The organism is Halosolutus sp. DAT137 (assembly GCF_059736405.1).
This window is the reverse complement of record NZ_JCAQID010000001.1, coordinates 797,708-819,977: the sequence shown is the minus strand read 5'-3', so window position 1 is coordinate 819,977 and position 22,270 is coordinate 797,708. Positions and strand designations below refer to the sequence as shown.

Annotated in this window: 24 protein-coding genes, 1 tRNA gene, 1 other RNA gene and 1 pseudogene; 11 read left to right on the top strand and 16 right to left on the bottom strand. The window is 63.0% G+C overall.

The window, feature by feature from the left end; genetic code table 11:
- Positions 1 to 6 precede the first annotated feature (6 nt).
- Positions 7 to 312, bottom strand: coding sequence for a hypothetical protein (locus tag AC6I6L_RS04065; protein ID WP_497916425.1), 306 nt, complete (start codon positions 310 to 312; stop codon positions 7 to 9).
- Between the two features lie 327 nt (positions 313 to 639).
- On the opposite strand from AC6I6L_RS04065, the gene AC6I6L_RS04060 reads away from it, so the two are divergent.
- The 4 genes from AC6I6L_RS04060 to AC6I6L_RS04045 all read left to right on the top strand — a co-directional run bounded on the left by AC6I6L_RS04060 (position 640) and on the right by AC6I6L_RS04045 (position 3,585).
- Entirely contained in the window at positions 640 to 2,004 is a 1,365-nt protein-coding gene (locus AC6I6L_RS04060; RefSeq protein WP_497916424.1) for an adenylosuccinate synthase, read from the top strand.
- A gap of 78 nt (positions 2,005 to 2,082) precedes the next feature.
- Positions 2,083 to 2,715 (top strand): hypothetical protein, encoded by a 633-nt coding sequence (locus AC6I6L_RS04055; RefSeq protein ID WP_497916423.1) that lies wholly within the window; start codon positions 2,083 to 2,085, stop codon positions 2,713 to 2,715.
- Positions 2,716 to 2,790: 75 nt separating this feature from the next.
- Positions 2,791 to 2,985, top strand: a complete 195-nt coding sequence (locus AC6I6L_RS04050) for a methytransferase partner Trm112 (RefSeq protein WP_497916422.1) — start codon at positions 2,791 to 2,793, stop codon at positions 2,983 to 2,985.
- A 6-nt stretch (positions 2,986 to 2,991) separates the two neighbouring features.
- Positions 2,992 to 3,585 (top strand): DUF7524 family protein, encoded by a 594-nt coding sequence (locus AC6I6L_RS04045; RefSeq protein ID WP_497916421.1) that lies wholly within the window; start codon positions 2,992 to 2,994, stop codon positions 3,583 to 3,585.
- Between the two features lie 82 nt (positions 3,586 to 3,667).
- Here AC6I6L_RS04045 and AC6I6L_RS04040 read toward each other — a convergent pair whose 3' ends face one another.
- The 4 genes from AC6I6L_RS04040 to AC6I6L_RS04025 form a co-directional block, all read right to left on the bottom strand.
- Positions 3,668 to 4,858 (bottom strand): DR2241 family protein, encoded by a 1,191-nt coding sequence (locus AC6I6L_RS04040; RefSeq protein WP_497916420.1) that lies wholly within the window; start codon positions 4,856 to 4,858, stop codon positions 3,668 to 3,670.
- 2 nt (positions 4,859 to 4,860) lie between these two features.
- Complete coding sequence (locus AC6I6L_RS04035) at positions 4,861 to 5,769, bottom strand: CbiX/SirB N-terminal domain-containing protein (RefSeq protein WP_497916419.1); 909 nt, start codon at positions 5,767 to 5,769, stop codon at positions 4,861 to 4,863.
- Positions 5,770 to 5,923: 154 nt separating this feature from the next.
- The gene (locus tag AC6I6L_RS04030; RefSeq protein WP_497916418.1) at positions 5,924 to 8,152 is read right to left on the bottom strand and encodes a glycoside hydrolase family 3 N-terminal domain-containing protein; all 2,229 of its coding nucleotides are present in this window, start codon (positions 8,150 to 8,152) and stop codon (positions 5,924 to 5,926) included.
- Between the two features lie 228 nt (positions 8,153 to 8,380).
- A complete protein-coding gene (locus AC6I6L_RS04025; RefSeq protein ID WP_497916417.1) occupies positions 8,381 to 8,725 on the bottom strand; it encodes a BsuPI-related putative proteinase inhibitor in 345 nt (114 codons plus the stop codon).
- Positions 8,726 to 8,888: 163 nt separating this feature from the next.
- On the opposite strand from AC6I6L_RS04025, the gene AC6I6L_RS04020 reads away from it, so the two are divergent.
- Both AC6I6L_RS04020 and AC6I6L_RS04015 read left to right on the top strand, forming a co-directional pair.
- Positions 8,889 to 9,641 (top strand): DUF2797 domain-containing protein, encoded by a 753-nt coding sequence (locus AC6I6L_RS04020; RefSeq protein WP_497916416.1) that lies wholly within the window; start codon positions 8,889 to 8,891, stop codon positions 9,639 to 9,641.
- Between the two features lie 65 nt (positions 9,642 to 9,706).
- On the top strand, positions 9,707 to 10,126 hold the full coding sequence (locus AC6I6L_RS04015) for a hypothetical protein (protein WP_497916415.1): 420 nt from the start codon (positions 9,707 to 9,709) through the stop codon (positions 10,124 to 10,126).
- Positions 10,127 to 10,233: 107 nt separating this feature from the next.
- On the opposite strand, the gene AC6I6L_RS04010 is transcribed toward AC6I6L_RS04015, so the two are convergent.
- The 4 genes from AC6I6L_RS04010 to AC6I6L_RS03995 form a co-directional block, all read right to left on the bottom strand.
- On the bottom strand, positions 10,234 to 11,076 hold the full coding sequence (locus tag AC6I6L_RS04010; protein WP_497916414.1) for a phosphatase PAP2 family protein: 843 nt from the start codon (positions 11,074 to 11,076) through the stop codon (positions 10,234 to 10,236).
- Positions 11,076 to 12,830 (bottom strand): ABC transporter substrate-binding protein, encoded by a 1,755-nt coding sequence (locus AC6I6L_RS04005; RefSeq protein ID WP_497916413.1) that lies wholly within the window; start codon positions 12,828 to 12,830, stop codon positions 11,076 to 11,078. The genes AC6I6L_RS04010 and AC6I6L_RS04005 overlap by 1 nt, the downstream gene beginning before the upstream one ends.
- Before the next feature lie 74 nt (positions 12,831 to 12,904).
- Complete coding sequence (locus tag AC6I6L_RS04000) at positions 12,905 to 13,756, bottom strand: phosphatase PAP2 family protein (protein ID WP_497916412.1); 852 nt, start codon at positions 13,754 to 13,756, stop codon at positions 12,905 to 12,907.
- Positions 13,756 to 15,669 carry an ABC transporter substrate-binding protein gene (locus tag AC6I6L_RS03995; protein WP_497916411.1) on the bottom strand — a complete coding sequence of 638 codons (1,914 nt, stop codon included), beginning with the start codon at positions 15,667 to 15,669 and terminating at the stop codon, positions 13,756 to 13,758. The genes AC6I6L_RS04000 and AC6I6L_RS03995 overlap by 1 nt, the downstream gene beginning before the upstream one ends.
- A 275-nt stretch (positions 15,670 to 15,944) precedes the next feature.
- Between AC6I6L_RS03995 and AC6I6L_RS03990 the strand changes: the two genes are divergently transcribed.
- From AC6I6L_RS03990 to AC6I6L_RS03980, 3 genes are all read left to right on the top strand, one after another.
- Positions 15,945 to 16,223, top strand: a complete 279-nt coding sequence (locus tag AC6I6L_RS03990) for a ribonuclease P protein component 4 (protein WP_497916410.1) — start codon at positions 15,945 to 15,947, stop codon at positions 16,221 to 16,223.
- Positions 16,224 to 16,362: 139 nt separating this feature from the next.
- Positions 16,363 to 16,611 carry a YhbY family RNA-binding protein gene (locus AC6I6L_RS03985; RefSeq protein WP_497916409.1) on the top strand — a complete coding sequence of 83 codons (249 nt, stop codon included), beginning with the start codon at positions 16,363 to 16,365 and terminating at the stop codon, positions 16,609 to 16,611.
- Positions 16,608 to 17,546: a mechanosensitive ion channel family protein gene (locus AC6I6L_RS03980; RefSeq protein ID WP_497916408.1), complete on the top strand. Its 939-nt coding sequence runs from the start codon at positions 16,608 to 16,610 to the stop codon at positions 17,544 to 17,546. Before AC6I6L_RS03985 ends, AC6I6L_RS03980 begins: the two co-directional genes overlap by 4 nt.
- A gap of 225 nt (positions 17,547 to 17,771) precedes the next feature.
- Here the strand turns inward: AC6I6L_RS03980 and ffs are convergent.
- The 3 genes and pseudogenes from ffs to AC6I6L_RS03965 all read right to left on the bottom strand — a co-directional run bounded on the left by ffs (position 17,772) and on the right by AC6I6L_RS03965 (position 18,873).
- An RNA gene (gene ffs, locus AC6I6L_RS03975) (signal recognition particle sRNA) lies at positions 17,772 to 18,083 on the bottom strand.
- A 287-nt stretch (positions 18,084 to 18,370) separates the two neighbouring features.
- Positions 18,371 to 18,526 (bottom strand): annotated as a pseudogene (locus AC6I6L_RS03970) (cytochrome P450); the annotation flags it as partial.
- Positions 18,527 to 18,558: 32 nt separating this feature from the next.
- The gene (locus AC6I6L_RS03965; protein WP_497916407.1) at positions 18,559 to 18,873 is read right to left on the bottom strand and encodes a cytochrome P450; all 315 of its coding nucleotides are present in this window, start codon (positions 18,871 to 18,873) and stop codon (positions 18,559 to 18,561) included.
- 86 nt (positions 18,874 to 18,959) lie between these two features.
- Here AC6I6L_RS03965 and AC6I6L_RS03960 point away from each other — a divergent pair, with 86 nt between their 5' ends.
- Positions 18,960 to 19,319, top strand: coding sequence for a DUF5798 family protein (locus AC6I6L_RS03960; protein WP_497916406.1), 360 nt, complete (start codon positions 18,960 to 18,962; stop codon positions 19,317 to 19,319).
- Between the two features lie 42 nt (positions 19,320 to 19,361).
- Here AC6I6L_RS03960 and AC6I6L_RS03955 read toward each other — a convergent pair whose 3' ends face one another.
- The 4 genes from AC6I6L_RS03955 to AC6I6L_RS03940 all read right to left on the bottom strand — a co-directional run bounded on the left by AC6I6L_RS03955 (position 19,362) and on the right by AC6I6L_RS03940 (position 21,891).
- Positions 19,362 to 19,778, bottom strand: a complete 417-nt coding sequence (locus AC6I6L_RS03955) for a CoA-binding protein (RefSeq protein WP_497916405.1) — start codon at positions 19,776 to 19,778, stop codon at positions 19,362 to 19,364.
- A 115-nt stretch (positions 19,779 to 19,893) separates the two neighbouring features.
- Positions 19,894 to 20,523 (bottom strand): RAD55 family ATPase, encoded by a 630-nt coding sequence (locus tag AC6I6L_RS03950; protein ID WP_497916404.1) that lies wholly within the window; start codon positions 20,521 to 20,523, stop codon positions 19,894 to 19,896.
- Between the two features lie 176 nt (positions 20,524 to 20,699).
- Complete coding sequence (locus tag AC6I6L_RS03945; protein WP_497916403.1) at positions 20,700 to 21,554, bottom strand: geranylgeranylglycerol-phosphate geranylgeranyltransferase; 855 nt, start codon at positions 21,552 to 21,554, stop codon at positions 20,700 to 20,702.
- 154 nt (positions 21,555 to 21,708) lie between these two features.
- Positions 21,709 to 21,891: a DUF7511 domain-containing protein gene (locus AC6I6L_RS03940; protein WP_497916402.1), complete on the bottom strand. Its 183-nt coding sequence runs from the start codon at positions 21,889 to 21,891 to the stop codon at positions 21,709 to 21,711.
- 156 nt (positions 21,892 to 22,047) lie between these two features.
- On the opposite strand from AC6I6L_RS03940, the gene AC6I6L_RS03935 reads away from it, so the two are divergent.
- A tRNA-Arg gene (locus AC6I6L_RS03935) sits at positions 22,048 to 22,122 on the top strand.
- Positions 22,123 to 22,270 lie beyond the last annotated feature (148 nt).

Genomic DNA, 22,270 nt, shown 5'->3' with positions numbered 1-22,270 from the left:
CGACGCCTAGCCTTCGATCTCCGCAACGTCTTCGATTTTCATCGCGTCGAGCTTGTCGACGATGTCGTCGAGTTTACCGTCGAGTTCGTCGACGAACTCGGCGGTGCGCTCGGTCTTGATCGCGCCCTGGCTGGAGGGCTCGATGAGGTTCTCCTCTTCGAGGACGCGCAGCGAATACCGTACCTTGTGGTGTGGGTATCCGGTCTCGTTCGACATCTTCACGATCCCGATCGGTTCGTTCTCGATAACCATCTTCAGGACCTGCAGATGTCGTTCCAGCATATCAACTTCCTTCTCCAGTCGGTCTATCATGGCATTTGTTAACTTGTCTTTATGCCTTTTAAAGGTTACTCTCGAGGAGTGAAAAGACAGCAGTCGACGTACACTCGTTCCTGTCAGTAGTTAACGTTTCCGCTCCCGGAACACGCCAGCGAGGGTCGAATCCGCTACGAGTCGCCGCTGGGTCGGTATTTTCGCGCATATCTGTCGTTGATCCGACTCGAGATGGCGTCGACGGGAACCGCACACGCGGATGATAGATCGTGATGCGTGAGATACCCACGTTCGTGTATACACACCGGCCGGATCGCCGGCCAGACCGTAATCTGTTTATCGGCAGGGCAAGAATCCGCCGCTGTTATGACCGTCACAATCGTCGGGGCGCAACTCGGCGACGAAGGCAAGGGTGGCGTCGTCGATCTCTACGGCGACGCTGCCGACGTCGTCGCCCGGTATCAGGGCGGGGACAACGCAGGCCATACCGTCGTTTACGACGGTGAGAAGTACAAATTATCGCTCGTTCCCTCCGGCGCGGTTCGGGGGAAAGTCGGCGTCCTCGGTAACGGCTGTGTCGTCAATCCGGAGACGCTGTTCGACGAAATCGATACCCTCCGCGATCGCGGCCTCGAGCCGGACGTTCGGGTGGCCGAGCGCGCACACGTTATTCTTCCGTACCACCGGGTGCTCGACGGTATCGAGGAAGACGAGAAGGCGGACCTCGCCGCCGGGACGACCAAACGCGGCATCGGACCGACCTACGAGGATAAGGCGGGTCGACGCGGTATTCGGATCGGTGACCTGCTCGACCCCGACGTACTGCGCGACCGACTTGAGTACGTCGTCCCACAGAAGCGGTCGCTCGTCGAGGAGGTCTTCGACGCAGAACCCGGCGAGGAGTTCGACATCGATCATCTCTACGAGACCTACCGCGAGTACGGTGAACGGCTGGCCGAGGAGGGGATGACCGTCGACTGCGGAACCTTCCTGCAAGCGCAGATCGACGCCGGCGAGAACGTCATGCTCGAAGGAGCACAGGGAACCTCCCTCGACATCGACCACGGCGTTTACCCGTACGTCACCTCCTCGAACCCGACCGCGGGTGGGGCAACGATCGGAACGGGACTCGGCCCGACCGTCATCGGCAAGGGCGAGGTCGTCGGAATCGTCAAAGCCTATCTCTCGCGCGTCGGCACCGGGCCGCTTCCGACAGAGTTGGGTGGGGTCGAAGGACAGACACCTGAGTACGACGCCGACGAGGGCGCGAGTGAGGACGAAGAAGAACTCGCGACCTACATCCGCGACGAGGGTGGGGAGTACGGCACCGTCACGGGCCGACCGCGCCGCGTCGGCTGGCTCGACCTGCCCATGCTTCGCCACGCGACCCGGGCGAGCGGCTTTACTGGCCTCGCGATCAACCACATCGACGTCCTCGCCAGCCTCGACGAAATCAAAGTCGGCCACAGCTACGAGTTCGACGGCGAGGAAATCGACACGATGCCGCCGACGACCGAGCAGTGGGCTCGCTGTGAAGCCACCTTCCGCAGCTTCGATGGTTGGCCCGAGGTCGACTGGGAAGCGATCGCAGAGGAGGGCTACGAGGCGATTCCGGAGAACGCCCGTACCTACCTCGAGTACGTCGCGGACGAACTCGACACGCCGATTTACGCCGTCGGCGTCGGCCCAGGCCGAGAGGAAACGGTCGTCGTCGAGAACCCGTACGAGTAATCCGCGCCCGGCGTGGATTCCCGGTGCGCACCGAGTTTTTGCGTCTTCGGTCCGTACACGCGATCGGAGATCGATTCGATGACCGATCCACGTTCGACGCTCAGTCGTCGGCTCAAATCGACAGTCAGCATTCCCGCAGAGACCGCTCACCGAATCGAAGCGGTCGATCGAGCGATCGCCGGGTGGATGGGGCGCTGGGGCCTGCCGACGCTCCGGATCGCACTCGGCGTCGTCTTCATCTGGTTCGGCGCGTTAAAGGTGGTCGGCGTAAGCCCCGCGGCGGGTCTCGTCGCGGCAACGGTGTATCTCGTCCCCGCGGAACTGTTCGTGCCGGTCCTTGGCGTCTGGGAGGTCCTCATCGGAGTGTGTCTGCTTTATCGGCCGTTGATCCGAGTCGGGATCTTCCTGTTGTTCTTCCAGATGCCCGGTACCTTCCTGCCGCTGGTGGTACTCCCGGAGGTCGTGTTTACGACGTTCCCCTACGGACTGACTGTCGAAGGACAGTACATCATCAAAAATCTCGTGATCATCGGGGCGGCACTCGTCGTCGGAAGTAGCGTCCGGACTGAGCCGGATAGCATCCAAAACGAACCGGATAGCATCCAAAACGAACCGGATAGCATCCAAAACGAACCGGATAGCGTCCGGAACGAGTCAGATCGCATTCACGACACATCGGATAGCGCCCGCGACGGATCAGAGTCGAACTGATCGACGAGGCTACCGCCCACCGAAGCGTTGGCTCGTTCCCGAAGCCTTTTGCTGGATGCGGCGGTGCTGTATAGTATGAACGAGTCACTGCTGGAGATTCTTCGCTGTCCACTAGATAAACACGAACTCTCTCTCGAAGACGCCGAGTACGACGACGACGAAATCGTCGCGGGCACCCTGGTTTGCTCTGAGTGTGGCGAACGCTATCCGATCGAAGACGGCATCCCGAACCTGCTGCCGCCGGATATGCGCGGGGAAACACCGGCCTGATCGACCGTGTCTTCGCTCGAGGTCTCGGTCCACGTCAATCGCGGGTCAACGCCACACCTCGAGACAGAGATCGGCACGATCGAAACCTGCGAATCGTTCGACCTGCTGTTGTGCGGACACGACGGCCCGGCACACGTCCACTGTCGACTCGAGGGGCACCTCGATCGAGTCGCCTCGATTCCCGAATCGAACTATTACGTCGAAGCCGACGACGTAACGTCCGTTCCAGTCGCCGTCGACACCGCCGGCATCGACGGGCCGGTCGAGGGATCGATCGAAGTGCTCACCGGCTACGGTGCCGAGTCGATCGAGATCGACGTGACCGTCACGGCCGGCCCCCCGCGGGTCGACGTCGACGATTCGCTGGCCGAACCGGATCGGTCACCGCCCGAACCGACGCCGGCACAACAAGCGGCAAACCGACTCGTCGGGGCCACGGGGATGGACACCGGGACTCTGGCGGTCGTCGCACTGGGCCTCTTGACACTCGCGATCGCAACCGCGACAGCGGCGACGATCGGCGGATTCGTAGCCGTCGTCGGCTTCGCAGTCGTCATTGTGGGAGTCGCCGTCGGAATCTGGTTGCTCGTGGAATACTAGGTCTGTGTTCCGGCGTCCGGATCGACAACGAGTTTCTGGGCGAACTCGGCCCGTGAGAGCGGTCACCCCCGAGACAGATCGGTTACTCGTCGGCCTGCGTGGCGTGCAGATTCCCTTCCTCGTCGAGTCGCTTCGCCCGGAGGTAGCGCGCACGATATCGGTTAGCTCCGTCGTACACGTCCGCCTCGCGAATCTCGTCGATGCGTCCGTCCGCGACGGCGTCGATCAGGTCGGCAAGCTGATTCAGTTCGCTGGTGGTCAACTCCAGCTGGTAGGTTCGTTCCGCCTCGGATTCGAGGACCGTCCACTTGCGCGCGGCCGCGACGACGAGCGAGCAGGGCTCCCGGCAGGGGAAGACCCCGTCACCGCCCTCGACGTCGAGGTGGTCGCCGTCCTCGTGGTGCCACTCTCGACGCCGGAGACACTGCGAGTCGACACAGCAAGCTTCGGCCATCCAGTCGACGGCCTCTCGCGGCAGTTCGTCGATCACGTCGTAGATACCCGTCTGGCGCTCGGCGGTTTCGAGCCAGTGATCGACATCTAACTCACCCCGGCGCTCGCGGTGCCAGTTGGCGATCGTGGCCGGGTAAAACGAGTCGACGGTCTCGACCAGTTCCCCACCGGAGAGACCCGTAAACGCCCAGCCGCCGACCAGCGTTGGGGCGGTCTTGAGCGGGCGGTACCGGTCGTCCTCGTCGAACGTCGCGATCTCGCGTGCGTCACGCGGATCGTCGTAGACAGTGAGGTCCGCGAGGTCGGTGTCGGCGTCGGCGACGTGCCAGAGGTCGTACACTCGTTCTCCCGCCGGCTCCTCGACGTCGTCGTGGTCGACGAGTCGGGTCGTGATGCAGAGTTGTCCCCACTCGCGATCGAGTCCCTCGCGAAGTGCTTCGTACCGCTGGGGGACGGAGAGCGTCGCGTCGCCCGAGGCCGGATCTGTCGATTCTGTCTCGTCTACCTCCGCAGACTCAGACTCGGGCTTGGAACCGCGGGATGCGATCGGCGCTCGCTCACACCACCGGAGGAAGGCCCGGCGGGCCGTCTCGTGGCCCGCGACCGACTCCTCCCAGTAGCGCCAGTTCGTAACGTACTCGGGAACCGACTCCAGGGCGTCGTGGAGGCCTTCATCCGTGAGATCGCTTCGGGTGGTCTCGGGCGTCTCGAGCGCGTACCCACCCTCGCCCTGCTCGAGTCGGAAGCCGTCGAACGCGATCGCGTCCACCGACTCGAGTGCGACGCGTAGGGCGTCGAGTTCGGTCGTCGTAACCGTCACGGTCAGTCCCCCGCCTCCGGACCAGCGGCCGCGTCTGGCTCCTCAGCTGAGACGGTCGCGTTCGCGGCTCGCTCGATCGCCGCCCGCGCGTCTCCCACGTCAGCACCGGCGTCGGCGGCCCGCTCGAGGATCACTTCGGCCATCAGATCCTCCGTGCCGACGGCACCGGTGTACCAGATGCGGTGGCCGTCGACCTCGGCCGGGACGTTCCAGCCGAGTCGGTAGTCCTCCGTCAGCCCCATGTCCTCGGGAATGTCCTCTTGCGTGTGGTAGCCGTCCGCGATGAACAGCGGGACCACGACGACGTCCTCGCTTTCGAAGTAGTCGGTCACGTCGTCGACCTCCGGTTCCTCGTCCATGAACAGCGACTGCACCTCGTCGAACCGATCGCGATCGCGAATTCGATCGGCGTGGTATTCGATCGCCTTCGCGGAGTTTTCGTTGCGTTCGGTACCGTGGCCAACGACGGCCAGGCCGACGCCGTCGCCTACTCCGGGATCGCCCGTGACCGATTCGGCCCGCCCGACGATGACGTCCGTCATCGCGTCGTGGGTTCCCGTCGGGCCACAGTAGTGAACCGTCTTGTCGACATCGGTCGCCTCGAGCGTGACCTGTGAGGCGTCGGTGCCGTCCGAGTCCCACAGGTCGGGGTCCCACTCCTCGAGCCGGAGTTCGCGCGGGATCACCTGCTCGGTGAAGTAGCCCTCGCTGATGAACAGCGGGACGACGAACACCTCCTCGGACTCGAGAGTGCGGATCACTTCGCGAAAGTGCGGTTCTTCCTTCCAGAACGCTTCGCGCACCTCGTCGAACGCACCCGTCTCGCGGATTGCGTCCGCGTGGGCGTAGGTCGGGTCCGACGCGTCCGGGTTCAGATGTGAGCCGTGGGCCGCGATGACCAGCGCTTGCATACGCGCCCGTTGGGAGGGGGACGGTTTATCGACTTCGCTGCCGGTCCGCGTCGCCGGTGCTCCGCGATCGACCGGCGTTGCCGAGGTGTCGTCGATCGATCTCACGAATACCCGTCAGAACGGCGTTTCGAGCGGTGAGTACGGAGACGACACCTCACTCGAGGAGTTCGAACGTCTCGACTGCGGCGATGTCGTCGGCCGCGTGGCCGACGTGCACCGCAAACTCGCCGGGTTCCGCGGCGTACTCCCGGTCGGCCGTCCAGAACGCGAGGTCGGCTGTCGTCAGTTCGAACGTGACCGTCGTCGATTCGCCGGCGTCGAGGTCGACGTTCTCGAAGCGCACCAGTTCGCTGACGGGGCGCGCGCGACTAGCCACCGGATCGCTGAGGTACACCTGAACGACCTCGGTTCCGGCCCGATCGCCGGTATTCTCGACAGTTACGTCGACGGAGACGGTCCCTCCGGCCGCCATCGTCGCTGCACCGAGAGCGACCTCGGTGTACGCGAACGTGGTGTAGCTCTCGCCGTGGCCGAAGGCGTACAGCGGGTCGTTCGGGACGTCTAGATACCGCGACAGGTACTTCTCGGCGTGGTCTGCCGGCGGCTCCGTCAGGTCTACGTCCGCGTCTTCGGCCGGTCGGCCGGTTTTCAGGTGGTTGTAGTAGATCGGTATCTGCCCTTCGGTGACGGGGAACGTCATGGGCAGGCGACCCGACGGGTTGTACTCGCCCAGGAGCACGTCCGCGATCGCGGGGCCGGCCTCGATACCGGGGAACCAGGCTTCGAGGATCGCGGGGACGTGTTCGGCCGCCCAGTCGATCGCGAGCGGCCGACCGTTGAACAACACGGCGACGACGGGGGTCCCCGTCTCGACGAGGGCATCGAGCAGCGTCCGCTGATCGCCGGGCAAGTCGATGTGTGCGCGACTCGCCGCCTCACCGCTCTGGTCGTAGCGCTCGCCGACGGCGACGACGGCGACGTCCGCGGACGAGACGGCTTCGACTGCCGCTTCCAGTCGCTCGTCGGTGGCGGTGCCGCGTCGGTCACAGCCTTCGACGTACGTCAGGTCCTCGATGCGGTCCGTGAGTGTCGTCCTGAGCGTGGTCACGTCGGCTGGCTCGCCTTCGGCGCGCCAGGCACCGAGCATATCCGTGGCGCTGTCTGCGAATCCGCCGACGAGTGCGACGTTGTCGCCTTCGTCCAGTGGCAGGAGGTCACCCTCGTTTTGCAGCAGGACCTGTGACTCGCGGGCGACCTCGCGAGCGGCCTCGCGGTGCTCGTCGGTGAGGGTTCGCTGGGACTGACGTTCCTCGTCGAAGTACCGGTATGGGTCCTCGAACAGCCCCAGTGCGCCTTTGACGGTCAGCAGGTGTCGGACCGATCGATCGACGAGTGACTCGTCGATGACGCCGTCTTCGACCAGTTCGACCAGTTCAGTCGCGTAGGCACCGCTGACCATGTCGACGTCAGAGCCGGCCTCGATACACGCCCGCGCCACCTCACGGAGATCCTCAGAGACACCGTGGGCGCGGAGCTCACCGAACGAGTTCCAGTCAGAGACGACGAGCCCCTCGAACCCGAGTTCGTCGCGCAGTAGCCCGTTGACGAGTTGCTCGTTGCTGCTGGCCGGGATGCGCTCGTAGGTATTGAAGGCGTTCATTACGCTGCCGACGTTCGCTTCCAGGCAGGCCTCGAATGGTGGGAGGTGGATCTCACGGAGGGTCGTCTCGGAGATATCGACGGTGTTGTACTCGCGACCGGCCTCTACGGCACCGTAACCAATGTAATGTTTTGCACACGCGAGCACGGTATCGTCGGCAGCGAGATCCTCTCCCTGGAACCCACGGATGCGTGCTTTCGAAATCTCACCGGAGAGGTACGGGTCCTCACCCGCCGCCTCCATGACACGGCCCCAACGCGGGTCGCGACTGACGTCGACCGACGGTGCGAACGTCCACTGGATCCCGCTTGCGGCTGCCTCAGACGCGGCGACGGAAGCTGACAGTTCCGCAATCTTCGGATTCCACGACGCCGCTTCGCCGAGCGGAATCGGGAAGATCGTCCGGTAGCCGTGGATAACGTCCAGTGCGACCATGACCGGAACCCCGTGATCTGACTCCTCGACTGCGAGTTCCTGTAATCTCCGGGCTTCCTCGAGGTCCTCGAAATTGAGAATTGACCCTACGTCGCCATTCAGAACCTGGGTCTCGATGTCGGTGTCGCTGACGTCGGTCCCGGTCACGAAGCCGGCGTTCAACTGATTCAGTTGCCCTACTTTCTGTTCCAGCGTGAGTTGAGAGAGCAACGTCTCGACGCGCGCTTCAATCTCGCCTCGCCGCTCAGGTGAGACGTGATCGAGCAACGATTCCGTCTTCGGTTCCATATGCTGCCAGTATTCTCTCCCGACACAAATCACCCCGCCTGTTTCCCGGACCTCGCACTGATTGACCGTAGACGATGTTGGGCCCATCGTCTGGACGGTGTCGGGTCCATCGTCACGCATCGGCCATCGCTCGAACGGGGTGGCTCGTCGGTACCACGGGATACCGATCGGTATGAGTCGAATCACGGACAGCGTAACAACGCTATAGGGACGTCCGGAAAGATCCGATCAGACCTCGAACACGGTTCGCGCCTCACAAGTCGATCCGCGGGCGCGAAGCGTCGCGACAGCGGTGTACGATCCCGGCTTCGGGTCGGTCCACTCGCCGTCGTAGGTCGCCGTCTCGTCGAGGCCGAGTCGCTCTGAACTGATGACCTGTGCGAAGACGCGGCCGTCTGTGAACCGCCAGATCACCTCTCCCGCATGTTCGACGACGAACTCGGCTTTGCCGGCGTTCGGGAACTGCACCTCGATCGGTTCGGGACCGGTGTTCGTCACCGAAAACTCGAACGCGACCGTTTCGGTTCCCGCGCTCTCCGAGACCGTTACGTCGAGTCCGCCTTCGAGCGCCATGGGTGGATTTTGCTTTCGCGAGGGATACGTTTTCCGCGGCGATCGCTCCGGCACGGCACTCCTCGAACCTCAGCCGTCGGTCGTCGATCGCTCGCCGTCGATCGATCGGTAGCGATCGACCGGGAGCGCTACGACTTTCACGCACCGAGCCCAACCCAGATCCGTGCAACTGGTGGGCTACGTTCCGAGCGGGCGGGGATCTGCACTGCTCGTCAGCGATGGCAACGCCGTCGACGCGATTCCGCTCGAACCAGGAACCACCCTCTCGTACACTCTCGGGACGCGCCACTGCGCCGGCGTGCTCGACGGCGACGACCACATCGCCTGCGATCGACCTGGAACGCCCTACTGCGAGTTTCACACCAGCACCTGGGTCTGTGCCCGCTGTACCGGAACCTGCCTGAAAGACGAGATGGACTGCTACCAGGACCACGCCGTCTACATCGCGGCGTTCGCCCCGGACACGTTCAAAGTCGGCGTCACCAAACTGCGGCGGCTCGAAACCCGCCTGCGCGAGCAGGGAGCCGACCGGGCGGCCCACGTTCACACCGTCTCGAACGGACGCATCGCTCGCGAGATCGAAGCCGAGATCGCAACCCGGCTCGTCGATCGCGTCCGGACCGACGCGAAAGTGCGGTCGCTCGCGAGCGAGGTCGACGAGGACGCCTGGAACGACGTCCGCTCCGAGTTCGACGTACTCGATCGCTACGCGTTCGAGTACGGGATCGACTGTGCGTCACAACCGGTTCGCGAGACGATCGCCGCGGGCACGGTCCTCGGCGTGAAAGGCCGACTGCTCGTCCTCGATCGGAACGGGACGACCTACGCCGTCGACATGCGCGATCTCGTCGGCTACGAACTTGACGACGGCGCGCCCGATCGGCGGCTGCAGTCCTCACTGGGCTCGTTCGGCTGAGTTCCGATCGAATGCGCGAGCGCTGCCGATCGATCGCAGCGGCGGAGTGGCGATCCATTCGAAATATGGCAATCCTTTTCCCCGGTCGAACAGAAGCCGGAGGCATGTCGGACGACAACGAAGCCAACGGCGAACCGGAAAACGGCGAGGGCGAAAGCGAAGAGAAATCCTTCCGCGAGCGCGTCGAGGAAATCCGAGAAAAGCGCGCCGAAGAGGGAGAAGGAGAGGGTGAACCACCTGAAAGTCCGTTCGGCGGCGGCGGTCCCGGTGGAATGGGCGGTGGCGGCAACCCGTTCGCACAGATGATGGGCGGTATGATGGGCGGTGGTCCTGGCGGTCCCGGCGGTCCGGGCGGCCCAGGCGGCCGTGGCGAGGAAAGCGTCGGCAACGAGGAACTCGTCCGCGAGGTCCGCCAACTGCGCGACGAGATGCGCGACCAGACGCGCGCGCTCAAACGCATCGCGGACGCGCTCGAAGACGACTAACTCGGCCGACCCGACCGACACCGTTCAACCGACCGACGATCCGGTTTTTTTAGCCGAATTGAGCCGCTTTCGTCCGGGAGTGGCGCACACCGATCGGGACCGATCGATTACCGACGGCCAGTGGTCCCGGTCAGGCGATCGATGGGGACGTACTCCGACAGCGACCAGCGGCCGACGAGCAGCGTCGCGAGGGCGACGCAGACGTAGGCCAGTCCGATGCCGGCGATCACGTCGATCGCCCAGTGGATGCCCAGGTACATCGTCGAGATCGCGACGCAGATGCCGAGGAAGATCGCGACGGCAGCCCACTTCGGATACACGGCTCGCGTTCGGTAGGCGAGAAACGAGACGGTGGCCGCAAGCGAGGTGTGTAACGACGGGAAGACGTTCGTGTTGCGGTTGACCTGGCGCGTGAGGTGTTGATATTGCGGGTACGTATCGTACAGCAACGCGTCGACGAGTTCGGGCATCATGTTGCGCGGCCCGTAGGCGATAATGAACGTATAGAGAACGAGGCCGAAGACGTAGTTGAGCGCGTAGGCAGCTAACAGCTCCCGAAGCGGCCTGGTGTTCGAGAGGGCGAAGTACGCGATTACCGGAAACGCGAGCAAGAAGACGTATCCGTAAATGTAGATGAACGAGAAGAACGCCGTCGCTTCGGGGGTCGCGTACGATTGTAGCCAGGGAAGAAACTGCCCCTCGAGATCGTAGATGGCCCAGGTGACGTTCCAGTCGATAATCCACGACACCTCGGGCGCCGTGAGTCTGGTGTAGCTGTTTAACAGCAGAACGAACGCGAGCAAGGCAGTGACTGGAAGCACGGCCCGAACGCGATCGACCCACTCCCGGCGCGTGTCTCGGAGCCGGTAGCGACCGACGAAAACCGCGATTCCAACGACGGTCATGATCGTCACGACCGCGACCAGTTGGGTGAGTACGCCAGTTAGCATCAGTCTCTCACCCGGAGTTTCCCGTCGCTATCGTATCGGTACCCGGCGTCCTCGAAGGCGTTTCGTGCCGCGTCGACGTCGATATCGCCGTCCGTTCCCAGAAACGGCGTCGTCGGGTCTTCGCCGGTCCAGGCGAGGTCCTCGGGCGTCCAGTCGTCGGTTACCGGCGTCGAAATCGGCGTCGCGTAGCCGTCGAAAACCTCCTCGACGAGCCACGATCTGTCGACCAACGCGGCGATCGCCCGCCGGAACCGCGGGTTCGAGAACGGGGCGACGCGCGTGTTGAATCCGAGGACGTAGAACGCCCACGACGGGGACTCGAGGAGCCGCGTATCTGACCCATCCGTAATATCGTCGATGACGTAGGTCTCGAGCGGTCTACTCGTAATATCCGCCGAATCGCTCTCGACGGATTCGATCGCTGATGCGCTCCGTGGCTCGATCCGAATACGAATCGACTCGACCGTCGGTTCGGGAAGGTCGACCGACGGGCGAAGCGAGACGTGGTCTTCGAATCGAGCGAGCGTGACGGAGTCGCGTTCGGCGCGATCGTCGAACCGAAACGGTCCGCTGCCGATCGGCGGCCAGTTGTCGGTGACGACGGCTTCGGTCGTCCCCTGTGCGACGCTGACGCCGAGGACGGTGGCCGGTTCCGATCGCGGCTTCCAGACGTGTTCGGGCAGGATTGGAACGGTCAGTGCGCGCTCGGCGACGGGTTCGTTCGTCCCGACGGCGAACGCGAGTCGGCGGTCGCCCTCGACGGTGATGTCGTCGACGGCGCTGACCGCACCTCGATACCGCGGCGACGGTGACGGCGTTTCGCTCCCGCCGAGAGCGGTGTCTGCGAGGAACCGGTAGGTGAATTCCACGTCGTCGACGGTCAACGGCTCACCGTCGTGGAAGTGGCAGTCCTCGCGAAGCATCACTGTGAGCGTGCCGTCGGTCCACTCCCAGCTCTCGGCCAGCCACGGCTCGAGTTCGCCGTCGCGCTCGGTCGCCAGCGAGTCGTACAGCAGATCGACGAACGTCTCGGAATCACGGTATTCAGCCATGAGCGGGTTCGCGTTCTGAGAGAGACGGGCGTCAGTGTGGGCCAGACGCAAGCGTTCGACGCCGTCGGCCGGCTCCAGGCCGAGATAGCCCAGTCGCAGTGCCGGGTGGCCGTCGCCCCAGCCGTCGAAGCGATCGGTCCGGACGAGTCGGTGATCTTCGGGGGCACAGATCGGAACGAACGGGAGTTCGATCGCGAGCGTTTCGAGCAACTCCCCGACTGCGTCGGCGCGCTCTTCGGAGTCGACCGTCCGCTGGCGTTCGAGCATTTCGTCGACTTGCAGGTTCGTATAGCCGAACGGGTTTTGCCACCCCGATTCGTCGGTAAACCTCGAATGCAGCGCTTCGTAGAGGAAGTCCGGGTCGGTCCCGCCGGGGTGGATACCGACGCAGACGTCGAAGTCGTGATTGATCAGGACGGCCCGCAGGAACTCCTCGCTCGCTCGCATCTCGATCGCGACGTCGATGCCGACAGTTTCGAAGACAGCAGCGAGGTCCCGTGCGAGACGGATACTCTCTCTGTCCCCGTCGGCCGGTACCGTCGTGATCGTCAGCGAGAGCTGGTCGACGTCGTCTCGGTTGACAACGCTGCGGACCTGTCTGACACAGCCACTCGTCGCGGTCAGTAGCCCGCCAGTCGTCGCGAGCATGGCTCGTCGGCCGAGCTGTCCGCCACGTTCCGAACCGGTCCGGTGTCCGGTCATTTCAGGTACACCTGCACTTCGAGGGCGGCGATATAACAGTATTGTGCTACTGTTTTTCGAGTGCGTCCCGTTGCTCACTGCTCTCCCGACCGCCACTGCAGACGGCGTTCGAGTGCGGCCCGAACGCCCGCAAGCGTCCCGCGGCCGACGACCCGATCGGCCAGCCAGACGGCCACGCCGGCGAGGGCGAGTCCGGCGACCACGTCGATTGCCCAGTGGATGCCCAGGTACATCGTCGAGACGACGACGCTGCCGGCGAGGACGGTCGCGACGGGAAACCACGCCCGGTACTGCTCGCGGGTTCTGTACGCGAAGATGGCAACAGTGGCTGCCAGCGAAGTGTGTAGCGACGGAAAGACGTTCTCGTTGCGGTTGACCTGCCGCGTGAGGTACTGGTACTCGGGATTGTTGTCGTACAGCATCGTTTCACCGACCAGTTCGGGCATTACGTTTCGCGGCCCGTACGCGACGATAAGGGTATAAAAGACCAAACCGATCGCGTAGTTGAACGAGTACGCCGTCGCCAACCGGCGAAACGGGTGCGTCTCCGACAGTGCGAAGTACGCGACGATGGGGAACACCAGCAGGAACGTGTATCCGTAGACGTAGATCACCGACAGGTACGCCGTCAATTCCGGGAACGCGACGCGCTGGAAGAGCAGAACGAACTCCCCCTCGGCGTCGTAAAACGCCGACGTCATGTGGATCCCGAACTCCTCGAGCGTCGCCGGCTCGCTCCAGCGTACGAGACGGTTGACGGTGAGCGCAACGAGCAGTATCCCGATGGCCGGCGCGCTGGTTCGGAGTCTCGATCGCCACTCGCGTCTGGTCGCGGCGAGTCGATCGCGTCCGATGAACACGATCGTCGAGACCAGTAACGCGAGCGCGACGGCGACGACGACCTGTCGCAACACGGCCGCCAACATCAGTGTCGCACCAGCAACCGCCCATCGTCGTCGTACCGGTAGCCGGGGACGGTCTCGAAGACCCCCTTTGCCGCGTCCACGTCCAGGTCACCCTCGGACCCGGCAAAGAGCAACTTCTCCGAGTCGAGCGCCGCGGGCGGATCCTCGCCCCAGGTGAGATCTTCCGGCACCCACTCGCCGGTCATCGGCGTCGCGACGGGAGTTGCGTGGGAATCGAACACGTCCGCGACCAGAAACTCCCTGTCGATCAGACGCGCAATCGCACGACGGAACTCGAAGCTGTCGAACGGCGGGGTACGCGTGTTGAACCCCACGTGGTAGAACGTCCGTGACGGCTGTCTAACATGTTCTTCGTTCGAGATGCCAGCGACTGCAGCCGATCCGACCATCGACGCCGTCACGTCCGCGTTGCCACTCGCAACCCGGTTGACGGCGGAGGTGCTCCCGGGATCGACGCTGAACCGGAGTTCTTCGACGGGCGCTTCGGACAGGTCGGGGTCGCGCCGCGTAAAGTGGTCGTCGTATCGTTCGAGCGCGAGGTGTTCGCGTTCCGAGTGATCTGCGTAGGCGTACGGGCCGCTTCCGATCGGCGGAATGTTGCCCATCGTGACGAGTCCCCACGCTCCCTGTTCAGGCTCGAACTCGTCGTTTTCGGCCCGGTCACGGACCCGATCGCGCCAACGGTGTTCGGGTAGTATCGGTACCGTCAGCGCCCGCCGACCGGCCGCTCTCCCAGTCGTCGTGGTAATCGTCACCCGGTGGACGTCGTCGATTTCGACGGTGTCGATCGCAGAGGCGTGACTCCGGTATCGCGGTGCTGGTGACGACAGTTCTGCCATACCGAGGGACGTGTCCGCGAGAAACTCGTAGGTGAACGCGACATCCGCGGCGGTGACCGGCGTTCTGTCGTCGGGATCGCTGTCGTGAAAGTAACAGTCCTCTCGGAGCGTGATCTCCGCGACCGCGGTTTCGTCGTCTGCAGTCGCGGCCTCGTCGTCTTCGGCTGGTTGGTCCTCACGCTCGTCGTCCGAAGTCGCGGTTTCGTCGCCGTCTGCAGTCGCGGCCTTGTCCTCTGCGATCGGAGCGTCCTCACCGTCGTCGACCCACTCGACGCGTTCGGCCAACCACGGCTCGAATTCGCCGTCTCGTTCGGTCATCAGCGAATCGTACAGCAGGTCGATGATCGGCCCATACTCCCGCCGCGTCGCCGAGACCGGGTTGAGCGTTTGCGAGATTCGTGCGTCGGTGCTTAGCGCGTGGAGGCGTTCGATATCCGCTTCCTGCGGGTCGAGGCCGAGGTAGCCGTGGCGCGTCGCGATGTGGTCTCTCTCCCATCCCTCGAACCGATCGCTGACCATTCGATTCTCGTCGGGAACGCATATCGGAACGAGCGGCTGCCGGTTCGTAATGGCACGCAGCAGGTCTGCCACGAGTGACCTACGCTTGTCGTCGTCGGCCTGTCGTTGCCGTTCGAGCAGGCGATCGATTCGCATGCTCGTATTGAACCCGAACGGGTTCTGCCATCCCGACTCCCAGGCGTAGGCGGAGTGAAGTGTTTCATACAGGAAATCCGGGTCGGTCCCGCCGGGATGGCGACCCACGTAACAATCGTACTCGTGATCGAGGAGCACCGCTTCCAGAAGGTCCGATCGCGACCGCATATCGAGAGAGACATCCACGCCTATTGCCTCCAAATGGTCTTTGAGATGGCGGGCAATCTGGACGGTTTCCCTGTCGCTATCGGCCGGAATCGTCAGTATAGAGATCGATAGCTGCTTGTCTACGTCTTCGTCGACGACGCTTCGGACGCGATCGATACAGCCGCTCGTCGAGAGGGCGATGCCGGCGGCACCTGCGGCGAGGACCGACCGTCGACTGACATCGTCGACGGAACTGGAGGGAGGTCGATTCATTCGAATCTATCGGTGGAATTCGGGTTGAATATATAACAACTTTGTGTACTATCGTCGAGTATAGAGAATGGGGTGACACAGTGTGTCCCACCGAAGGGATACTGATCGGGATTGTTGTAACGATTTACCACCGATCGCCAGCAGCGAGTCAGCGATCGATGGTACATGACTACAGTAGTCCCTCTGAACTCGAGCGTTCTCGATCCAAACCTCGGAATCGACCGCCAGGGACAGAGAGCGCAACAGCAATAGGGCGACCGACGAAAGTGTCGGGTATGACCATCGCCGCCGAGCGGATCAATCGGCTCCACGACCTCGCTCGAGCGGCGGCGATCGAGGGCGATCAGGACCGTGCCCGACAGTACGTCCGCCTCGCTCGACGCGTCGCAGAGCGCAACCGACTCGAGTTGCCGAAACGGTTCCGTCGATTCACCTGTGACGACTGCGACGCGTACCTTCGGCCGGGACAAAACACCCGCGTCAGGCTTCAGAACGGCCACGTCGTCGTCACCTGCGACTGTGGTGGACAGGCGCGGTATCCGTACCGGGAGTGACCACCAGTTACGGGAGGGGTCCTCGGGTGCGAAGCGAGACTACTACCGATCCCGACCATCTTACGGACTCGGTCCATCTACTCGCTGATGACATTCCGTTTCGGGAAGATTGAAACCCATCGCACTGCTATCCGGGGCCATGGACGAAACAGCGCTCAAGCAACGCGCACACGACCTCGATGTCACCGTCTGGGTCGGCAAAAGCGGTATCGACGCCGTCGTGGACGAACTGAACGACCAGCTAGCCGACCGCGACATCGTGAAGATCAAATTCCTTCGTGCCGCCCGAGCCGGGAGTTCGACCGACGAGAAGGCGGCCGAACTGGCTGACCGAGTCAACGGTACTCTCGTTGACACGCGCGGACACACGGCAGTGATGTACCGATGACGGCGACACAGCCGTACGCGCCATTGCAGGCAAACGGCGATCCCGGGCCTGATCTCGGACTGGTCGGCAGCCTGCTCGAAGACGTCGGACTCAATGCCACCCAGGCCGCAAGCGCCGAGCGGGTGGTCATGTTCGTCATCGCGTTTCTCGCGATTTACCTGATCGGCAAGACCGTGGTGCTCCCGCTGCTCAAACGGGCGTTCGATCGACGAGAGCTCGATCGCCACGCACAGAAACCGCTGGTGATGATCGCAAACTTCCTGATTCTGTTCGTGGCCGTCGCCGTCGCCTTCGGGGCTGCCGATTACGGTAACTTCCTCGTCTCGATGGCCGGCATCGCCGCTGCAGGGGCGCTCGCGATCGGTCTCGCCATGCAGAACGTGATTCGGAACTTCGTCGCCGGCGTCTTCATCTACACCGACAAGCCGTTCAAGATGGGCGACTGGATCGAGTGGGAAGACGGCACCTATTCCGGCGTCGTCGAAGACATCAGCCTCCGGGTCACCCGCGTGCGCACGTTCGACAACGAACTGCTGACCGTCCCGAACTCCGCACTCACCGACGGCGTCCTCAAGAACCCGGTCGACGCCAACAAACTGCGGCTGAAGTTCGTCTTCGGCATCGGCTACGATGACGACATCGAACGAGCCACCGAAATCATCGTCGAGGAGGCCGAGCGCCACCCCGGAATTATGGACGACCCCGCACCGTCGGTTCGGCTAACCGAACTCGGTGACTCTGACGTGGGTCTCCAGTCGCGAATCTGGATTTCGGACCCGTCACGGGCCGACTTCGTCCGAACGCGCAGCGAGTACGTCACCGCTGTCAAAAAGCGGTTCGACAACGAGGGAATCGACATCCCGTACCCCATCCGTACGCTCGAAGGCGGTCTCGCACTCGAAGACACCCCGGGTGTCGTCCAACCGGCCGAATAAGCGCAGTTCCCGCGGAAACGCAGTGCTGGCGATTTCGTTTTTCAGACGTTCGGACGGGAGTACTCCCCGCAAGTAGGGAAGGTTCTGGGAATTCTCTCGCAGTAACACAGGCAGGTCCCAGACACAGGTAGGTCTCAGCAGTACGGGTAGCCCTCAGCAGTACGGGCAGGTGCCAGCAGTATCGACAGACATCGGCACTGCTCGAATCGAAAAGTGATGGTTATGAATGTGGAACCCGCGATTGCCCGGCGTTCCGGCCGGGGGAATCCCGGTTGCCTCCTCCACCCCGCGACCCGTCGAGCGACAGGTGTCCGGCGGTCCACTGCTCGCTTCCGCGCCTGATGGGCTGTCGCCGGTTAACTACGATGGGACGTCCCTGCGGACGGCCACCGTAGACCGCTGCCCCCGACGGACGAGGCTTCCACGTTGGCTCCCGAGGCCCCGGCCGGTCTGACCGGACGCCCGCGGCGTTCGGTCCCCGCTAATGACCATAGCGCGGGTAACGAGCAGGGCCAAACTGCCCGACCTATCCACTCGAACCTAACCGATCGGCACTTAAGGACCTTTCGCCTTCCTAATCGCGCGACGGCGTGGGGATGTTCGCGATCGAGGCGGCGAGGTGACGGACTCACGGCGGGGACCGACCCGGACCGTCGACCAACACCGGCGAGTAGGATCGCCAGCCCCCACCGGCGAGTAGGAAAGTCAGTCCCAGGAGTTCGACGCCGCGCAGAGAAACGAGTCCTGACGGGTCCGTCCGGTTGGGTCGTCATCTTCGGTGTAACCTCGAGTCCGGATTCGGCGTGGAGGCGGTACCGTCGGCCGACCGCGGCGAGGACGGCTTTCAGTTCCAGCCGAGCGAAGTGTCGCCCGATGCAGATCCGCGGACCGGCACCGAAGGGGACGAATTCGAATCCGCGCTCGCGGGGCGTTGTTTCGTCCCACCGGCTCGGGGCGAACGCGAGCGGATCGTCGTACAACCGGGGATCACGGTGGGTGTTCCAGGTCGAAATCAGAACCCCGGCGTTCGCCGGCAGGACGTCTCACCGAGTTCGACGCGATCGGTCGTCACGCGAGGAATCGTGTGGACTGGCGGGTAGAGTCGAAGCGTCTCGTCGATCACCGCCTCGAAGTGGTCGGCGGTGAGTTCGATCGATTCCACGTCGCTCTCCTCGCCAGCCGTCTCGCCGTGGACGTGTTCGCGGACGCCGATCGTCGCGGCTTCGCGACAGACGGACTCGATATCGGTCCCGGCGAATCCGTCCGTCTCGGCGGCGAGTCGTTTAGATCGACGTCGTCGGCAAGTGGCATCCCCCGACCGGGCCAAACGCGAGCGATTACTCGGCCTTCGAGGCCCTCGATCGAGTTCGGCGGAGGAAAAGGCCCATTAGGCCGTCGATACATCCCACGGGTATGGGACTTGGCAGTACGGCAAAGAAGCTTCAAGGATTGTCCGACCGCGCCGAAGCGATGTACAAGCAGGTACAGGAACTTCAGCAGCGAATTACGAACCTCGAACAGGAGGTCGACGATACTCACGATACCGTCAAGCGGATGGACCACCAGCTGTCCGACCAGCGCGAGTTACTCCTCGCGATCGCCGACGAACATGGTCTCGACGGCGAGCAGATCCTCGCTGAAGCCGCGATCGACGAAGCGGACGACCTCGCGGCCACGGAGCAAGCCGACGACACCACCGAGACCGAGGCGGGCGACGCAGCCGCGTCCGAAGAGCCGGGGGCGGGTAAACCCACCGACGCGAGCACCAACTGAATCGGCAGTTGCGGCCGGATTTTACCCGTTCTATCGCTTTGCTCAGGCGACGAGCCGTTGGTATTCCACTTTCATACAGCGATCTTGGACGACGTCCTTCCCTGCGTCCTCCGTGCGTGCAGCCGCCTCGTCGTCACGAATCCCCAACTGTGTCCAGACGACGTCGACGTCCTCGCGCGCGATCGCCGCATCGACGATGTCGCTTACTTCTTCGCTCGGCCGAAAAATACAGACGAGATCGATCTCGGCGCGAACGTCCGATAGCGTATCCGCCGCGGGGCGGCCGAAAATCTCGTCTGCAAACGGATTCACCGGAATCACGTCGTACCCCTGATCGAGCAAGTACTTCGGCACCCCGTGAGCCGCCTTCCCCGGCGTGCTCGAACAGCCGACGACGGCGATCGTCGTCGCTCGTGACTCGAGTATCTCTCGGATGTCCGCATCGGAATCGATCGGCATACGCGAGGCTACGAACTCGAGCGGCAAATGGTTCCTGATCGACTGGTTACGGTTTCGGATCGCCCCGAGAACTAACCTGAAACCGATCGGTCAGCGGCGGTCCACTTGTCGCGTCTCACGTCGACAGTCCAGCGGTCCGAATCGTGGGTTCGTCCTGGGACTCCCCCTCCTCGACTTCGATGACGGCGTCAAACAGCTGTTTGAGCGTGTTCATCGTCTGATCGTCGTGTGCCGTCGAGTCGATTACGTAGACACCCATGGCGTCCGCACTCTGAATTCGCCCGGTAAAGACGTGCAGGAACCGGAACACGGTCTGGAGATTCGAGTACATGAGCAGGGTCGAAACCGAGTGTAACAGAACGCGGTTTTCCGTCCGCCCTCGGACCTCGTAGAACTCCTGAAGGAACTCGGAGAGTTTGATCCCGATCCCGGTCATATCAACCGGGGACGAGGCGTACTTGATTCGTGAATCGTCGTCGACCGTCCCGATGCCGCGCTGTTTCGTAACGCAGTCGACGACGCCGATATCGGCGTCGTCGGTATGGACGCGCCTGGTGAACTCCCCGAGCACCTTGTCCGCGCTGTCTTTCGTCGTCACGATGATCGATCCATCGCCTCTGTTCGCGCCGCTTGCGAGAATGTCGAGTGCGATTCGCCGCTTACCCGTCAGTGGCGGACCGGCAATAAGTACGTTCGTCCCAGGATCGACTTCGGCGTCCGGTAGGACGTCTGCGAGGTCATACATACCAGATACTCACATCCATCTGCAGCGTCGCATCACTCGCTGCTAGTCGCGCTGACGATTCCAACGTTGGTATGAAAATACAGTATTGAGGTTATAATACTTTTCATTAGGTATCTTCACGATCCAGTATCTCCGCCGGGAACAACCGCACTGGCGGTAACCAGCCACAAAGAAAGTCACACTACTGCCGGAAACGCGACGGCTAGCCGGCCGACGACGAACGCTGCCGCGGCGAGAAACATTCCGTACTTGAGACGGGATTGGCCGGCCGCCGGCTCCGTGAAGCTCTCGTAGGCCGCATACAACATCAACACGTCTGCTGGAATCACGACGAGCAGGTAGGCCACCCCGAAATACCCGAGCAGAAACGGCACCGGACTGGCTACCACCGCAAGGACGAGCAACGCGGCCGCGACGATGAGTGCCCGACGCTCGCCGATCGCAATCGGGAGCGTGTTCAACCCCTCCTCGCGATCGCCAGCGATATCCTCGACGTCCTTGATAATCTCTCTCGTTAGCGTCGCCACCGCGGACAGGACGAACAGGACGACGACCGAACTCACGTTCTCAACTGCTGCCGCCCCGAACAGGAACGTACTTCCAACGAGGTACGCGACCAGCGCGTTCCCCACCCCCGGCAGCCCCTTGAACAGTTCGGTGTACGCGACCAGCGCGAGGAGGTTGATCCCGGCGATCGCGATCGCCAGCGGTGGGAGCGTAATCGAAAACGCGACTGCGACACCGAAGAGTACGAGGCTGTACGCCAGTGCCCCGCGGGGACTGACCGCCTCTCGGGGTATCGGTCGCTCGGGTTGGTTGATCCGGTCGATCTCTCGGTCGAAGTAATCGTTAATCGCGTTTCCGGCACCGACGGCTACCCCGGTCGCTCCGACCGCTGCGCCGACGGCCATCGGGGCTTCGGTGACGCCGCCCGCGACGAATGCCCCGATGAACGTCAACACGCTGGCCGCGAGTACGTTCACCGGACGCAGTAACTCGACCATCCCACGGATCGTCTCCCCCGCTGTCATACCCGTGGATGCTCAACGGTCGGGGTTAAACGGTGCGATCTGCCGGGCGACGCGTGGCCACCAGAATTCACCTCCGCGCACTATTTGAGTTCATGCGTCTGTATCGACAGCTGGGTCCGCTGCCAGCGCCTCCGAGCGGATCTCCGAACTCGGGCTACCGCCACTCCTCGAGATCACGGAGATCGTCTGTCTCGACCGAGAGCCACCTGGTAATTCGATCGTCGCCAGTCGCAGTGGTGGGGACGACCGTCCAGCACTCCCCATCCTCGCTGAGCAACTCGAGTGGTGGTGCTCCAGACCGATCGTCCGGAGTCACCGGGGTTTCAGATGGTCTCATGAATACGTTATTTGTGTCGGGCGATCGTGATGACTGATGAGGATATTTTCAGCGGCTGAGAACTTCCGGAGGGTGTGTCGGTGTGGTATGAGCCGGTGTATCGAAACCGCTGAAAATCGAGTGACTTATACCTGGCCGACCGAAAAACACGGGTACGGGCGCTTAGCTCAGTCTGGACAGAGTGCTTGGCTTCGGACCAAGTTGTCGCGGGTTCAAATCCTGCAGCGCCCATACATTTGGTGTGAGATAATCACCAGACGGCGTGGCGATCATCTGTCGAACGGGCCTGATTTTGCTTTCGTTCGATGGACGAAGGAGGGAGTGGTTTCCACTGGGATTCGCGTACAGCCAAACTCGCCACCAGAGAGAAAATCAATCG

Coding starts and splice junctions, on each gene's coding strand:
- AC6I6L_RS04050 (WP_497916422.1), top strand. CDS start 2,791: ATGAACGAGTCACTGCTGGAGATTCTTCGCTGTCCACTAGATAAACAC.
- AC6I6L_RS03960 (WP_497916406.1), top strand. CDS start 18,960: ATGGGACTTGGCAGTACGGCAAAGAAGCTTCAAGGATTGTCCGACCGC.
- AC6I6L_RS04065 (WP_497916425.1), bottom strand. CDS start 312: ATGATAGACCGACTGGAGAAGGAAGTTGATATGCTGGAACGACATCTG.
- AC6I6L_RS04000 (WP_497916412.1), bottom strand. CDS start 13,756: ATGTTGGCGGCCGTGTTGCGACAGGTCGTCGTCGCCGTCGCGCTCGCG.
- AC6I6L_RS04005 (WP_497916413.1), bottom strand. CDS start 12,830: ATGACCGGACACCGGACCGGTTCGGAACGTGGCGGACAGCTCGGCCGA.
- AC6I6L_RS03995 (WP_497916411.1), bottom strand. CDS start 15,669: ATGAATCGACCTCCCTCCAGTTCCGTCGACGATGTCAGTCGACGGTCG.
- AC6I6L_RS03985 (WP_497916409.1), top strand. CDS start 16,363: ATGGACGAAACAGCGCTCAAGCAACGCGCACACGACCTCGATGTCACC.
- AC6I6L_RS03955 (WP_497916405.1), bottom strand. CDS start 19,778: ATGCCGATCGATTCCGATGCGGACATCCGAGAGATACTCGAGTCACGA.
- AC6I6L_RS03980 (WP_497916408.1), top strand. CDS start 16,608: ATGACGGCGACACAGCCGTACGCGCCATTGCAGGCAAACGGCGATCCC.
- AC6I6L_RS04055 (WP_497916423.1), top strand. CDS start 2,083: ATGACCGATCCACGTTCGACGCTCAGTCGTCGGCTCAAATCGACAGTC.
- AC6I6L_RS04060 (WP_497916424.1), top strand. CDS start 640: ATGACCGTCACAATCGTCGGGGCGCAACTCGGCGACGAAGGCAAGGGT.
- AC6I6L_RS04035 (WP_497916419.1), bottom strand. CDS start 5,769: ATGCAAGCGCTGGTCATCGCGGCCCACGGCTCACATCTGAACCCGGAC.
- AC6I6L_RS03950 (WP_497916404.1), bottom strand. CDS start 20,523: ATGTATGACCTCGCAGACGTCCTACCGGACGCCGAAGTCGATCCTGGG.
- AC6I6L_RS03990 (WP_497916410.1), top strand. CDS start 15,945: ATGACCATCGCCGCCGAGCGGATCAATCGGCTCCACGACCTCGCTCGA.
- AC6I6L_RS04025 (WP_497916417.1), bottom strand. CDS start 8,725: ATGGCGCTCGAAGGCGGACTCGACGTAACGGTCTCGGAGAGCGCGGGA.
- AC6I6L_RS03940 (WP_497916402.1), bottom strand. CDS start 21,891: ATGAGACCATCTGAAACCCCGGTGACTCCGGACGATCGGTCTGGAGCA.
- AC6I6L_RS04030 (WP_497916418.1), bottom strand. CDS start 8,152: ATGGAACCGAAGACGGAATCGTTGCTCGATCACGTCTCACCTGAGCGG.
- AC6I6L_RS04010 (WP_497916414.1), bottom strand. CDS start 11,076: ATGCTAACTGGCGTACTCACCCAACTGGTCGCGGTCGTGACGATCATG.
- AC6I6L_RS03945 (WP_497916403.1), bottom strand. CDS start 21,554: ATGACAGCGGGGGAGACGATCCGTGGGATGGTCGAGTTACTGCGTCCG.
- AC6I6L_RS04015 (WP_497916415.1), top strand. CDS start 9,707: ATGGCAATCCTTTTCCCCGGTCGAACAGAAGCCGGAGGCATGTCGGAC.